The sequence below is a fragment of the Teichococcus aerophilus genome (assembly GCF_014490485.1).
In the GTDB taxonomy this organism is placed as follows: Bacteria; Pseudomonadota; Alphaproteobacteria; order Acetobacterales; family Acetobacteraceae; genus Pseudoroseomonas; species Pseudoroseomonas aerophila.
Genome location: NZ_JACTVA010000021.1, coordinates 25876 through 39025 on the forward strand (window position 1 = coordinate 25876; position 13150 = coordinate 39025).

17 protein-coding genes are annotated in these 13150 nt (G+C 69.7%); 2 read left to right on the plus strand and 15 right to left on the minus strand.

Annotation, left to right across the window (positions count from 1 at the left end):
- Window positions 1-4: 4 nt before the first annotated feature.
- The 4 genes from IBL26_RS12855 to IBL26_RS12870 are packed head-to-tail and all read right to left on the minus strand — an operon-like array spanning window position 5 to window position 1418.
- Window positions 5-268 (minus strand): flagellar biosynthetic protein FliQ, encoded by a 264-nt coding sequence (locus IBL26_RS12855; RefSeq protein WP_187784892.1) that lies wholly within the window; start codon window positions 266-268, stop codon window positions 5-7.
- Window positions 269-275: 7 nt separating this feature from the next.
- Entirely contained in the window at window positions 276-569 is a 294-nt protein-coding gene (locus IBL26_RS12860) for a flagellar hook-basal body complex protein FliE (protein WP_187784893.1), read from the minus strand.
- A gap of 4 nt (window positions 570-573) precedes the next feature.
- Window positions 574-1014 (minus strand): flagellar basal body rod protein FlgC, encoded by a 441-nt coding sequence (gene flgC / locus IBL26_RS12865; protein WP_187784894.1) that lies wholly within the window; start codon window positions 1012-1014, stop codon window positions 574-576.
- The gene (locus tag IBL26_RS12870) at window positions 1014-1418 is read right to left on the minus strand and encodes a flagellar basal body protein (RefSeq protein WP_187784895.1); all 405 of its coding nucleotides are present in this window, start codon (window positions 1416-1418) and stop codon (window positions 1014-1016) included. The genes flgC and IBL26_RS12870 overlap by 1 nt, the downstream gene beginning before the upstream one ends.
- 134 nt (window positions 1419-1552) lie before the next feature.
- On the opposite strand from IBL26_RS12870, the gene IBL26_RS12875 reads away from it, so the two are divergent.
- Complete coding sequence (locus tag IBL26_RS12875; protein ID WP_187784896.1) at window positions 1553-2932, plus strand: FliI/YscN family ATPase; 1380 nt, start codon at window positions 1553-1555, stop codon at window positions 2930-2932.
- A gap of 13 nt (window positions 2933-2945) precedes the next feature.
- Here the strand turns inward: IBL26_RS12875 and IBL26_RS12880 are convergent, their stop codons facing one another.
- From IBL26_RS12880 to IBL26_RS12915, 8 genes are all read right to left on the minus strand, one after another.
- On the minus strand, window positions 2946-4118 hold the full coding sequence (locus tag IBL26_RS12880) for a DUF1217 domain-containing protein (RefSeq protein WP_187784897.1): 1173 nt from the start codon (window positions 4116-4118) through the stop codon (window positions 2946-2948).
- Window positions 4115-4429 carry a hypothetical protein gene (locus IBL26_RS12885; protein WP_187784898.1) on the minus strand — a complete coding sequence of 105 codons (315 nt, stop codon included), beginning with the start codon at window positions 4427-4429 and terminating at the stop codon, window positions 4115-4117. The genes IBL26_RS12880 and IBL26_RS12885 overlap by 4 nt, the downstream gene beginning before the upstream one ends.
- A gap of 72 nt (window positions 4430-4501) precedes the next feature.
- Window positions 4502-5002, minus strand: coding sequence for a flagellar biosynthesis repressor FlbT (locus IBL26_RS12890; protein ID WP_187784899.1), 501 nt, complete (start codon window positions 5000-5002; stop codon window positions 4502-4504).
- Window positions 5002-5427: a flagellar biosynthesis regulator FlaF gene (flaF, locus tag IBL26_RS12895; protein WP_187784900.1), complete on the minus strand. Its 426-nt coding sequence runs from the start codon at window positions 5425-5427 to the stop codon at window positions 5002-5004. The genes IBL26_RS12890 and flaF overlap by 1 nt, the downstream gene beginning before the upstream one ends.
- 138 nt (window positions 5428-5565) lie before the next feature.
- Window positions 5566-7305 (minus strand): flagellin N-terminal helical domain-containing protein, encoded by a 1740-nt coding sequence (locus tag IBL26_RS12900; protein WP_187784901.1) that lies wholly within the window; start codon window positions 7303-7305, stop codon window positions 5566-5568.
- A 111-nt stretch (window positions 7306-7416) separates the two neighbouring features.
- Complete coding sequence (locus IBL26_RS12905) at window positions 7417-9414, minus strand: tetratricopeptide repeat protein (RefSeq protein ID WP_187784902.1); 1998 nt, start codon at window positions 9412-9414, stop codon at window positions 7417-7419.
- A gap of 3 nt (window positions 9415-9417) precedes the next feature.
- Window positions 9418-9801 carry a hypothetical protein gene (locus IBL26_RS12910; RefSeq protein WP_187784903.1) on the minus strand — a complete coding sequence of 128 codons (384 nt, stop codon included), beginning with the start codon at window positions 9799-9801 and terminating at the stop codon, window positions 9418-9420.
- Complete coding sequence (locus IBL26_RS12915) at window positions 9798-10085, minus strand: rod-binding protein (RefSeq protein ID WP_187784904.1); 288 nt, start codon at window positions 10083-10085, stop codon at window positions 9798-9800. The genes IBL26_RS12910 and IBL26_RS12915 overlap by 4 nt, the downstream gene beginning before the upstream one ends.
- 182 nt (window positions 10086-10267) lie before the next feature.
- Here IBL26_RS12915 and IBL26_RS12920 point away from each other — a divergent pair, with 182 nt between their 5' ends.
- Window positions 10268-10744 (plus strand): hypothetical protein, encoded by a 477-nt coding sequence (locus IBL26_RS12920; protein WP_187784905.1) that lies wholly within the window; start codon window positions 10268-10270, stop codon window positions 10742-10744.
- 157 nt (window positions 10745-10901) lie between these two features.
- Here the strand turns inward: IBL26_RS12920 and IBL26_RS12925 are convergent, their stop codons facing one another.
- The 3 genes from IBL26_RS12925 to IBL26_RS12935 all read right to left on the minus strand — a co-directional run bounded on the left by IBL26_RS12925 (window position 10902) and on the right by IBL26_RS12935 (window position 13105).
- Window positions 10902-11639: a bactofilin family protein gene (locus IBL26_RS12925; RefSeq protein WP_187784906.1), complete on the minus strand. Its 738-nt coding sequence runs from the start codon at window positions 11637-11639 to the stop codon at window positions 10902-10904.
- Between the two features lie 143 nt (window positions 11640-11782).
- Window positions 11783-12676: a hypothetical protein gene (locus IBL26_RS12930; RefSeq protein WP_187784907.1), complete on the minus strand. Its 894-nt coding sequence runs from the start codon at window positions 12674-12676 to the stop codon at window positions 11783-11785.
- A 111-nt stretch (window positions 12677-12787) separates the two neighbouring features.
- Window positions 12788-13105, minus strand: coding sequence for a methionyl-tRNA synthetase (locus tag IBL26_RS12935; protein WP_187784908.1), 318 nt, complete (start codon window positions 13103-13105; stop codon window positions 12788-12790).
- Window positions 13106-13150: the final 45 nt, after the last annotated feature.

Below are 13150 nucleotides of genomic sequence, written 5' to 3' on the forward strand. Positions count from 1 at the left end.
CGGCTCAGAGCCCCACGATCAGTTGCGCGATCTCTTCGGTGTAGGATTTCAGCGCGGCGAAGCCGAGCGGCAGCGACAGCATCGCCGCCACCATCGTCACCACGATCTTCGGCACGTAGGAGAGGGTGACTTCCTGGATTTGCGTCAGCGCCTGCAGGAAGGAGACGGCGACGCCGGTGATCAGCGCGGCCAGCAGGGGCGGGCCGGCCACGACCATGGTGGCGAAGAAGCCGTTGCGCAGAACCTCAATGACGTCGCCTTCGTTCATGGCTGCCTCACACTGCCATGCGCAGCACGTCGGTATAGGCACCGACCACCTTGTCGCGCAGTTGCGTCATGGTTTGCACGGTCAGCTCGGCGGCGGTGGCCGCCTGCACCACTTCCTGCACGTCGGCGGTGCCGGCGACGCCGCGGGCGCTGACCAACTCCGCCCGCCGCAGGGTGGCCAGCGAACTGCGGGCGGCATCGCCCACCATGGCGCCGAAATCGCCAGTGTTGGCGGCCGAGGACGCGCCATAGGCGCGCAGCGCGGCGGAGACCGGCGCGATGGCCGGGATGGGGCTGGACATGTGTTTACGACCTCAGGATATCGAGGGTTTTGCCGTAGAGGGCACGGGCCTGCTGCATCACCGCGATGCCGGCCTCGTAGCTGCGCTGCGCGGTGCGGAGGTCCGCCTGCTCGATCAGCGTGTCCACGTTCGGCATGCGGACATAGCCCTGGGCGTCGGCGGCGGGGTGCGCCGGGTCGTATTGCGTGCGGAAGTCCCGCTGATCGTTGGTGATGGAATCGGTCCGCACCAACTGGGCGCCGGTGGCCCGGTCCACGCTCTGCCGGAAGGACATCAGCTTGCGCCGGTAAGGGTCGCCCCCCGGCGTCGCGGCGGTGGAGGAGGCGTTGGCGATGTTCTCGGCCGCCACGCGCATGCGCACCGCCTGGGTGCTCATGCCGGAGGCCGCGGTGGCCATCGCCTGGGTCAGCGGCCCGGTGCCGCCGATGGGCTCGATGCGGATCATCAGCGGCTACTCACGGCGCTGCGCATCAGGGCCGCGCTGCGCTTGTAGACGAGCGCCGCGAGATCGTAATTTTTCGCAACGTCGGATTGCTTCACCATCTGCTCCTCCAGGTCCACCGTATTGCCGGTGGGGTCCTCGCTATAGGAATTGGCACGGTCGGTCGTGACGTCCGCGCCGCCCCGGCTGCCGGTGATGTGCCCGGACTGGGCGCCGGCCAGCCGCAGCGGCGCCACGCCGCCCTGGGTCCGCAGCAAGGCGCTGTCGAACTGGAAGGGCTTCACGTCCCTGGCACGGTAATGCGGCGTGTCCGCATTGGCGATGTTCTGCGCCAGCACGTTCTGGCGCTCGGAGAGCTGGCGCATGCGGGCGCCGGTGATGCGGAAGACGTCGATGCCGTCGAGCATGGTCGATCTGCTCCTGGGTCAGATGCAGGCAGGAATAGCTTTTTCGCATTCTGCCTGTCGAGTGTTTTTCGCATAGACGTCCGAGAACGAAGGCGCGATGATGGCGCCAAGAACGCTTCGCGAACGGGACGATCATGGATTACTTTCGCACGATTGGCACGCCGACGCCCGGCACCCGCCCGGCCGCCGCCCTGGCCGATGCGCCGGTACTGTTGCAGGATCTGCCGCGCGCCAGCCGCTGGGGCCGCCTGGCCGCCGTGCGCGGCGCGGCGCTCTCCATCGAGGGCCTCGGCGGTGGCCTCGCCATCGGAGACCGGATGATGGTGCGGCGCCCCGGGCATCCGCCGGTCCAGGGCGAATTCGTGGCCTTCGAGGGTGACATCGCCGTCGCGGTGCCCGAGGGCCATACCGAGGGCCTGGCACCCGGCGCCCGCGTCTGGCTGGACGAGCCGCTGGCCCTCTCGCCGTCCGATGCCTGGCTGGGCCGGGTGATCGACGGCCAGGGGCAGCCACTGGATGGCAAGGGCCCGCTGCCCGCCGGCCGCCGTGCGGTGCCGCTGCGCCGCCGGGCGCCGGATGCGTTGACCCGCCGGCTGGTCGGCCCGCGGCTGGAGACCGGGCTGCGGGCGCTGGATGTCTTCACCCCCATCTGCCGCGGCCAGCGCATGGGCATCTTCGCCGCCTCCGGCGTCGGCAAGTCGACGCTGATGGGCATGCTGGCGCGCTTCGTGGAGGCCGACGTGATCGTCGTCGGCCTGGTGGGCGAACGCGGGCGCGAGGTGCGCGAGTTCCTTGACCAGACGCTGGGCGAGGAAGGGCGCGCGCGCTCGGTCGTCGTCGTCTCCACCTCGGACCAACCGGCGCTGGCCCGCCGCCGTGCCGCGCAAGCGACGCTGGCGGTGGCCGAACATTTCCGTGCCGAGGGCAAGCAGGTCTTCCTGCTGCTGGATTCCGTGACCCGCCTGGCCCACGCGCAGCGCGAGATCGGCCTGGCGGCCGGCGAGCCGGCGACGGCGCGGTCCTACACCCCCTCGGTGTTCAACGAGTTACCCGCCTTGCTGGAGCGCGCCGGGCCGGGCCCGGAGGGCGAGGGGGATATCACCGCCGTCTTCACCGTGCTGGTGGATGGCGACGACCACGACGAGCCGATCGCCGATGCGGTGCGCGGCATCCTGGATGGCCATATCGTGCTGGACCGGCGCATCGGTGAGCGCGGCCGCTGGCCGGCGATCGACGTGCTGCGTTCCGTCAGCCGTGCCCTGCCGCGCTGCCACTCGGCCGACGAGAACGCTCAGTTGGCCGAGGCGCGGCGCTTACTAGGCGCTTACGCCGACATGGCGGAGATGATCCGCCTCGGCGCGTACCGGGCTGGCAGTGACCCGCTGGTGGACAGCGCCATCCGCCATCAGCCGGCGCTGGAAGCCTTCCTGGGCCAGCAGGTGGACGAGCGCGTCGCGGCGCCGGAGGCGTTTGCCCGCCTCGGCGCCGTGCTGCGGGAGGAAGGCGGGCCGTGAGGCCCGTTTCCATCTACTGGTAGATGATGCCGAGCAGGGCGGAGGCGCTGGCACCGGTAAAGGCATCCCCGCCCCAGGCCACCGGCTGCATCAGGCTGGCGACGCCGGTGCTGCTGGCCATCGCCTGCGCTTCCGCCGTGCTGGACTTGGCGACATAGCGGTCCAGCAGCTTGCCGAGCTTGGCGCTGTCCTGGAAGTCGCTCAGGCTCATGCGCCGCTCGAACATCGCCTTCTGCTGGTCGACATCCAGCCGGCCGAAACTGTCAGGTAGCCCCAGCACCTCCTGCACCACGCCGGCCAGGTTGCGGTCGGCTATGATGCTGTACCAGCTGGTGATGCCGGGCAGGGTCCGCTTGGCATAGATGGCCTTGCGCAGCGTCTCCGACGTCTCGCCGAGCGATTCCTCGAACCGCGCCTGGGTGTAGAGCGACACGATCTGCTCGACCGTCGAGGCATCTCCCACCTTGGCGCCGCCCTGCTGCGCCACCACGGTGCTGCCCTTGGTGTTGCTGGCCAGGCTGGCGCGCGCCGTGCTCTCAGGATCGGCGACGAAGCTGAAATCCACCGCCTCCCCCCGCCCCTTGGCATCGCTGAAGATCAGCTTGCCGCCAAGCGCGGTGACGCTGATATCGCTGTTCTTGCCATCGGCCTTGCGGAAGGCCGCCTGCAACGTCGCCGCGAGATCGATGCGGTTGCCGACATTCTCCAACGCCAGGTTGCTGACCTTGATGCCGCCGAAGGTGCCGCTGAAGCTGGTGAAGCTCTGCCCGCTGCGGATGCCCTCCACCTGCAAGGTGGCGGTGGAGGGGACCGCCGGGATCTCCGGCACCGTCAGGCCGCCATAGTTCAGCGCGGCGGCGAGCTTCTTGTACTTCGCATCGGTCATGCGCGCGGCGACGGAGTTGCTGTCGGACGGGTTGCTCTCCAGCACCTTCTGCATCAGCGCGTTCATGCCGACCTGCGAATCCAGCCCGTAGGCCTTCAGCACCATCTCCTGCAGCCGGCGGTCGGCCAGCAGGTCCTTGGCTGTGGCCTTGGTGGGCAGCGTGTCGCGCAGATAGGCCAGGTCGCGCTGCAGGATCGGGTCCTTGGTGAAGGCCTTGAAGTCCGATACGCTCTTGTTCTGCAGCAGCTTCCAGCCGGCGACGCCGGTCGGTAGGCCGACGCTGATGGCATTGACGGTCATGCTTCGAACGACGTCCCTGGTGAGGGCGGGTTCTTCCGCGCGTCATCCTGGTAGACGGCGGGCAGCCGCATCAGCACGCGATCCGTCTCCGGGTCGCGCAGCTCGGTATAGAGCCGCATGGTTTCTCCATCGAGGTGGACTTCCAGCACCGGGTCCTGCGGCGGCACCGGTTTCGGCCGCTCGGTGGCCGCCGCTTCGGGCTCCACGACGCCGGCTGCCTCGCGGTCCCGCGCGATCTCGGGGCGGGGTGGCGGAAGGGCGTTCGGGTCGCCCGCTTGCCGCTTGCTGATACCTTGGGTGGGATCGATCATCTCGCTAACTCCGGGGCTTTGCCATGGTGTGCGGCGAGACGATCTCGCCAGGAAAGGGGCCGCTTCCTGGCGCTAGAGGGCGCTAGGAAGTGACAGGGATGCACTGCCCGGGCGCGGGGGGATGGGCCGCCGGGGCGGCGCATCCTCGGCCTTGGCGCTGTCGCGCCGGAACCGCTCCGGCGGGTGCAGGCCCAGCAGCGCGGCCTCGTACAGGACCAGCTCGCGCAAGGCGGACAGCGCGCGGTAGGTGTTGCCCTCCCGCATGTGCGCTTCGGCTTCGTCCAGCAGGTTCAGGTGCTCCGGCTTCAGGAACACGCCGCGCAGCCGCGCCACCTGTTCGGTGAAGGCGCCGCTGGAGCCCAGAACCGGCTGTGCGTTCAACAGCACGCCCTGCGCGGCAAAATAGGCACGCCGCACCGGGGTGGAGGCATCCTCCAGCAGCAGCACGTCCTTCTCGCGCACGATCTGCGCCTTGGTCTCCACCATCAGGTAGGCGCGCCGGTCACCATTGGTGACGACGGCGCCGTTGATGAACAGCCTTTCGCCCGGGGCGAGCTTCAGAATCAGCGACATCACACGGGGTCCGGCTGAGCGGTGGTGGCGGGCTGCAGGCCCAGCATCACCGCGCGGTTGACATCGATCAGGGCCTGGGGGCTTTTCTTCTCACGCAGCACCCGGTCGCTTTCCGCGAAGACCCAGCGGGCCAGGGAGAGCAGGCGGGCCCGCAGGGTCATGTCCCAGGCATTGCCGTCCTCCGCCAGGTCGGCGGCGAAGGCGGTCCAGACCATGCGGTTCTCATGGATGGCCGTCGGCATGGCGGCGGGGCCGGCGGAGGGCGCGGTCGCGCGCTCCAGCATCGCGCTCATGCGGGCCAGGAGGCGGTACTCGATCGTCCGCGGAGTCTCAGTGCTGCGGATGACGTCGCCATAGGCCGCCAATGCGCCGCTGGGGCGTTGCGGCGGGGCGTGCAGGATGTTGTCGGTGGTCGCGCTCAACATCGGATTCTTCCTTGGTCATTCGCAGGCTATTGCCACCTGGCGGGACCTGGGCCCGAGGTGGAAAGAGCCGGGAAACGCAAGCGGCCTGCCGCCGGCGTTTCCCGGTGCGGGGCGCGGCCGAAGCCGCGCCCCAGGGGCTTAGCGGAACAGCGACAGGATGCTCTGCGGCGCCTGGTTGGCGATGGAGAGCGCCTGCGTGCCCAGCTGCTCCTGCACCTGCAAGGCCTGCAGTCGGGCGGCTTCCTCGGACATGTCGGCATCGACCAGGGCGCCAAGGCCCGTGGTCAGCGTGTCAACCAGCTTGTCCAGGAAGTCCTTCTGCAGATCGATACGGGTGGCAGCCGTACCGAAGGAAGCCGCCGCGTTCGCGACATTGGCCGTGGCGGAGTCCAGCTTGCTCAGCAGCACGTCATAGTCGGTCTTGGAGGAGCTGAAGCCCACCAGGCTGTCCGTCGCGTCCGCGCTGGTCAGGCGCAGCGTGCCGGTCGCCGTATCGACCTCGACACCGTAGTTGGTGCCGGCCGAAGCGGCGGCGCCGAGGAAGTTACCACCGGCCAGCGTCGTCGGCGTGGTGATGGCGGCGATGTTCCACTTGGTGGCGCCGGTGCCGGTGACCAGCGCGTCCTTCAGCTTGTTGGCGATGTCCTTGCCGGTGACGTTGGCGCCGGTCACGTCGGCGGCGGCAACGGCGATGACGAAGACGCGGTCAACAGGGCTGCTGCCGTCGAAGATCTGGTCGCCGGTCTTGTAGTCACCGCCGACCACCTTCAGCTTGTAGGTGATGTCGCCCTTGTCCGTCGTGACGGTACCCGGGGTCATGTCGAGCTTGATGGAGAACTCGTCACCCATCACCAGCGGCTTGTCGCCGAAGGTCATTTCCAGCACCGAGGCGGCGCCGGCGACGGCGGCGGTCGCGGTGCCGAGCACGTTGGAGGTGACGGCGACGCCGTTGTCACCAGCCACGGCCTTCAGCACGTCGGTCAGCGCGATCGCGGTGGTGCCGCTGTTGCTGCCGAGGCGAACCGTCGAGTCACGGTCCTTGGTGCTCAGCATGATCTTGGTGTTGGCGGTCACGCCGTTGACGATGCTCTGGTCTGCCTGGAACTTACCGGCGAAGCCAGCGTCCTTGTTCAGGTAGTCGACCAGGCCCTTGGTGGTGGTGATGTTCTCGGTCACCTTCACCGTCAGGGTGCGATCGGTGCCGGTCTCGTCGATATACTTGACTTCCAGCTTGTTGCCGGCCTTCAGGTCCACCGCGCCGCCCGCGATGGCGACTTCCAGCTTCTGCACGCCGTCATTCTGCTTGGCCAGAGTCTGGTCGGCGCGGGACAGCACCGTCAGGTTCTTCAGGTCGGACAGCATGGAGCCGTCTTCGACCTTCAGGTTCTGCTTGGCGATGTTGGCATAGGCGCCGGTGGACACGCCGTTGACCGAGTTGACGGAGGTCAGCACGTTCTGCGTGCCATCGCCGTTGATGAGGTTCACGCCCTTGAAGGACGCGGCATCGACGATGGAGGAGATCTGCGCCAGGTAGCCGTCGATATCGGCCTGCACCTGCTTCTTGTCGACCGCGGGATTCTGCGCGGACGTCACCTTGGTGCGGACCTGCTTCACCAGGTCGGCAATGGTCTCGGCCGCCGTCTCCGCCGTCGCGACGATGGAGGAGGAGACCGACAGGTTCTCGCTGACCTGCTTGGTGTTGGCGATGTCAGAGCGCATCGAGGTCGCCACGGCCCAGGTCGCGGCGTTGTCCTTGGCGGTGGCCACCTTCAGGCCGGTGGAGATGCGGTTCTGCGTGTTCAGCAGGCTCTTCTGCGTCGCCTTCAGCGACTGCAGAGCAGTGAGTGCACCGTTGTTGGTGAGAATCGAGCTGACCATGATTGCGCCCTTCAAGGGTTCCGGTTCGGGGAGCGCCTTCTGACGCGGTCATCGCATTCATCAGCCTGTGTTCCAGGCCAATCGCGATGGGGTTTTTCTATCAGAGGCGAATTATTTTTCGCAAGCGCTGCGTGTGCCGAAGCGAAGTTTTTTCGCATGATTCTGCAGCCGGGGTGCCACGCGCGCCGAAAATTCCCGCCAGGATTCGCCGCGCCGCTGACGCGACAGGTGCAGGCTGGGGTACCAGGGCGAATCCGCGCGCCCCACCATCCAGCGCCATTCCGCGACGGCTGGCAGCATCACATGGCACGCCACGCCCAGGGCCCCGGCGAAGTGCACGGTGGAATTATCGATGCTGACAACACAGTCCATGCAGGCGACCTGCGCCAGCGCATCCTCGGCGCTGCTCAATGCATCCACCTGCGGGTCGACCAGCAGGGGGAGGCCGGCCGCTTCCGCGGCGATCTGCGCCGCGTCGCCATATTGCAGGCTTACGAAGCGGAAGCGCTGGTCCGCCAGCAGGGGCATCGCGTCCGCCAGCGTCATGGAGCGCGGGGTGGCCGATGCGGCGTTCAGGCTCCGCCAAGCCAAGCCCACCAGGGGGCGGCCATCGTCGTAACGCTGGCGCAGCGCCGCGCGGAGCTGCGCATCCGCGCGCAGATAAGGTTGCGTGGCCTGGGCGAAGGCGGCTTCGTCCCGCCTCAGCAGGCGCGGCAGGTCGCCCATCGGGATCTGCGCCCGCAGGTCACCCAGCGGGGCGCCGGAAGCGTGGAAGGCGAGCGTGGGGAATGCGCGCGCGAAGACGCTGCGCAGCCGGGGGTCGCAGAGCAGACTGAGCCGGTGCCCGGCCGCCAGCAACTCCGGCAGCAGGCTGGCGAACATGATTTCGTCGCCGATGCCCTGCTCCCGCCAGATCAGGATGCGGCCTTCCGGCAAGGGCTGGCCGTCCCATAGGGGCAGGCCTTCATCGTAGAGCTGGTCCTCAGGCCGCCAGCGGCCGCTGGTGAGGTCCCAGCCCGCGCCCAGCCGGCCCAGCATCAGCCGTTGCCGCGCGCAGCCGATCCGCGCCGCTTCGTCCTCCGGTGCCACGGCGACGGCGCGCTCATAGCAATCGAGCGCCCGTTCCGGCATCCCGGTCGCCGTCAGCAGGTTGCCGAGCTGCGTCAGGGCCTGTGCCTCCTCCGGCGCCAGGGCGCAGGCGCGCAGTGCGGCGGCCTCGGCCTCTTCGAAATGGTGCCGCTCGCCCGCCAGGCGTGCCAGGTGGTACTGCGCTTCCCATCCGTCGGGCCGCAGGTGGGCGGCAAGTGTGAAAGCGTCATGAGCCTCCTCCAGCAGGCCTTGCGCCTGCCGGGCCAGGCCCAGGCCCAGCCATGCCTCCGCCTTGTCGGCGGCGGCGCCGGTGGCCACCGAGAACGCCTCGCCGGCGCCCCGCCAATCCTCCATCCGGATCAGGCAATGGCCGAGATGCAGCGCGCTTTCGATCTGGAACCCGCCCAGTCCCAGCGCCGCCCGGAATGCCGCGATGGCGTCCGGCCAGCGCCGCAACTGCTCCAGCGCCAGGCCCAGATTATGCAGGGATTTGGGCTGCCCGGGCTCGCGCTCCAGCCCGGTCCGCAGGGCCTCGACCGCCTCCCCCGGCCGCCCGGCGGCGATCAGCGCGGCGCCGAGATTGTGCCAGCTGCCACCATGCGTGGGCCTCAGGCGCAACGCGGCGCGGAAGGCCAGGATGGCCTCCTCCGGCCGCCGCATCTGCGCCAGCAGGTTGCCGGTATTGAAATGCGTCTCCGGCGCCTCCGGCTCGCTGGCCAGGGCCCGCCGGTAGGCGGCCAGCGCCTCTTCCAGCTTGCCCTCGGCCCGCAAGGCCATGCCCAGGTTGCGGCAGTATTCCGCAGCGGGGTGCAGCGCCACCGCGCGCCGCAGCGCGGCGGTTGCGGCGGCGTGGTCGTGCCGCTGGTAGCAGCACAGGCCAAATAGGTTATGCGTGGCGCTATCCCGTGGCCGTTGCCGCAACGCCGCGCGGTAAAGCCGTTCCGCCGCCGCCAGGTCGCCGGCCCGGTGGTGTCGGAGGGCGGTCTCCAGCGGCGAGGAAATCGTGGCGTCCTGCCGCATCCCTCAGGCCTTGCTGTCCAGACTGGCCGCGAGGGTGTGGCGGAGCGGCTTGCGGCGCGGCCCGGGGAAAGGGCTGCCCTGCGGGCCATAGGTGCCTGGGTTGGCGGCGTCGGCCAGGTCGGTCCGCAGCCGCTCCCGCACCATGTCCAGCGCATCGGTCACGGCGCCGAGGACGAGGGCGTTCTCCTCCGCCGCCGCCATCATCGCGCGCAGGGCGGCGCGCTCGGCCGGGTTGCCGGGCGGGCCGGCCAGGGTCAGGCCGGACAGCGCCTCCCGCTTCTCATCCATCAGGGCTTGCAGCATCGGCAGCGCGGCGGTGCCGGCGGCCTCGGTCTCGCGCCACAGCACGGCCTGCAGGCGGGCGGCGGCTTCGATCAGCGCGCTCACCGGCCAGTCCCCCGGCTGGCGCGGCCGGTGATCAGCGATTCGATCGTCGAGGTCAGGCCCAGGCCGCCACGCTGCACCATCGCATCCCCCATCGCATTGTCCATGAAGCTGTCGAAGGCGCCGGCGCCGGTGCCGCCATCGAACATCCCTTCCCGCTTCTGCGGCCGCGCGGCGCGCAGCATCTCCGAGGCGAAGGTCGATTCGAGCTGGCGCGCCACGCGGCGCTCCGGCGTCGGGTGCGCGGCCGACCGGCTGGGGCCGGTGGCGGTCACGGAATCCATCATCGGGGGTCCTCCAAAAAAATGTGCGCCGGGGCGCCGACACGGCCCGCATCTTAGCGAGCTGTCAGGAAATTTTCGCATAATGACATTCCACAACCCGCCACCAGAACGGATGGCTCCCCCGATCTCCAGAAGGAGCCACACCGGCCACGGCGAAACGCCGTGGCGAAGCAGGACTGGCCGCCATGGGCGAGGCAAACGGCGAGATGTGGAACGACGACATCGACGATATGGAGGAGGCGGACCACGCCCCGGGCCGCCGCCGGCAGCAGGTCCGGCGCCGTGCTCTGGCGGCGGAGCTGCGCGGCGAATTCGATGCGCGCCTGCTGGCCGGGGAGGACATCCTGACCCTCTCCCGCGCCTTCGACATCGAACCCTGGTACGCGCAGCGCCGTGCCAAGCGGGTACTGAGCCGTGCCAGCCAGGACCGGCAGATGTCCCCGTTCCTCTCCCCGCTGTCGGAGATGGAGGAGGACATGACGCCGTTGCAGTATGCCTGCGGCCTGCTGGGGCCGCGGGTGCGGCCGCTGCGGAACGGCTACTACGTCCTGGATGGTCACGAGGCCGGGCCGAAGGAAGTCACCCGCGCCGCCAACCGCGTTCTGCGGGAGCGCGGCCAGAGTGAGATCCCCTATCCGGGCCTGAACCCGCTGTATCGCTGACCGGGGCCGGGGAGGCTTCTGCCATCCCCGGCCGCCGGCTTCCCGATGGTTGGATGCTCCGCCCAAGGCCTGTCCGCCGCAGATCGATGCGGTGGGCGGACCCTGGCCTTCATGCCTGCACACGCCTGCCGCCGATGCGACCTGCGACGATCACGCTCTAGCGGGCGCCTTCGGCCATTGGCAGGCGGGCGGCGGTGTCCCGCAGCTCGTCCTCCAGCGCCACCAGGCTGGCCACGCCGTCCTGCGCCAGTTCGGCGGAGGCGCCGGCGGCGGCCTGGGCGACTTCGGCCAGCTCCTGCAAGGCGGCCTCGGCGGCGGCCACCAGCGCTGCGGTCTGTGCCGTGGCTTCGGCCTCGATGGCTGAGGTCACGGAGACGGAGAGCGCCTCGGGCTCCGGCTGGGGCTCCGGCTCCCGGCGGCGGTGCAGGCCACGCACGCGGGCGCCACGCTCGATGCCGATTTCCTCATAGACCAGCTCGGCCTCGACCAGCGCGGTGCGGGCGATCTCGATATCTTTCGCAACGACGCTGCCGCGCAGCGTGCCGTTCAGCTGGGCATGCTCGACGGTGACGAGACCCTCGATCAGCCCGCCGGGCTCCAGGATCAGGGAGGCCGCGTGCAGTTCACCGCGCAGCACGCCCTCGACCCGGACGGCGCCGCGGCTGCGGAGGCGGCCTTCCATCTCGCTATCGGCGGCGATCAGCATTGGCGGCTGCTCGGCGCCCTTGGCGCGCACCACCGGAGTGCTGGCCGGCGGCGCGGCGCGCAGCACGGGCGGCTGGCGGATCGTGGGCTCCGGCCGGCTCGGCGGCAGGACGGCGCCATCGGCCGTGAGGTCGATGCGCTCATAAGTGATGCGGGGCTCCCCGCCGGTGGGCTTGCCGAAGAAGCTCATGGTGCATCCCATTCTAGGAGGACGGGCCGGCCCGGCAGTCAGGCCGGCAAACGCCGGTTCCCCCTTCTACAAATTTCGCATAAGCGTTGCAACAGTTTCGCACGCTATGGCGCGCAAAATCCTTTGCATGGTGATTTTGTCTCTCAGGCGGTGGGATCGGCCCGGTGCAGCCCGGCCAGGGCGAGGGCTTCGTCCAGGTGGCGTCCATCGCGCAGCGCCACGCGCAGCCCGGCCAGCCAGAGACCCGGCAGGCTCAACCCGCCGCCGATTCGCAGCACCGCCGGCGCCAGGGACGCGGTGGTCAGCTCGCCCAGCAGCGCCGAATCGGCGGAGCCGTCCGGCGTGGCGAGGCCTCCGGGCCAGGCCAGTTCCAGACCCTGGGCCCGCAGGCACTGCGTCCGCGCATTCCAATCGCTGGTCCGGCATGCCAGCAACACCGAGGGCGCGATACCAGTCGTCAGGACCAGCCCGACCGCGCGGCCCAGCACCGCATCCTGTGCCAGGGTATGGGAGATCACGGCGGCACAGCCGGCATCATCCGGCAGCAGCAGCCCGTCAGGCGCCTGGCGGTGAAAAGGCTGTTCCAGGCTAGGAAGATGCAGCGACGCGAGGTCATCGATCGCCGCGGCGAGTGCTGCCTGCTCGACCAGCATGGCCGCCGGGTCGCCAAGGACCGCGAGGCGGCGCGCGCGCAGGCTGGCCAGATCCTCCGGCGCCAGCGCCGCCAGCGGCAGGGCGCAGGCCGGATCGTCCATCAGCGGTTGCAGGCGGGCCAGCGGTGCCAGGTGGGTGCCGCCTTCGGCACGGGGCAGCGTGCCCTGGTCGATGGCCCAGCGGCGCAACGCCTCGGCCCCGGTGCCGACGATGCGCTTCGGGCCGATGCGAATCGTGGAGACTTTCAACGCGGCGCTGGCCATCTCGGCCCACTCCGAGGCTGCTTCGGCGGTGGGGAAGCCGTCGCGGCCGAAGGCGGCGGCGCCCTTGCCGAGCTCGACCGACCAGCCGCCTTGTGGCCTCGGCTGCGGGCGCGTTGTCATGGCCGGGGGTTCCCTCGCGCTGCGCCGCCAAAAAAGCCGGTGGGCAGCCCGAAAGCAAGGCGGGTCAGGCCCGCCTTGCTCCTATCATATTTCGCTGGTTAGTGGCGCGGCTCAGACGAGCGCGGGCTCGGCCTGCGCGGGCGCCGGCGGGCCATAAACGGTGGCCGGGCTGGGCCACGCATTGCCCTGCCGCAGCAGCGGCGCGAACTCTTCCGGCAGCCGCGCCTCGATGGCGACGGCGGCGCTGTCGATCTCGACACTGCCGCTGGCCTGCAGGCGGGTTTCCAGTTCCACGCTGCGGGCCGAGGGGTCGGCCAGGCGCAGCGTCTCCCGCACCTGCGCCAGGGCGGCGCTGCGCAGGGCTTCCAGCACCTCGGCGCGGCTGAGGCGGATGGTGTGGCTGATGAAGAAGGGGGAAGGACGGGTCATGAGGCTTCTCCTGATGCCTGGTCGGTTTTCGCGGAGCCGCCCGCG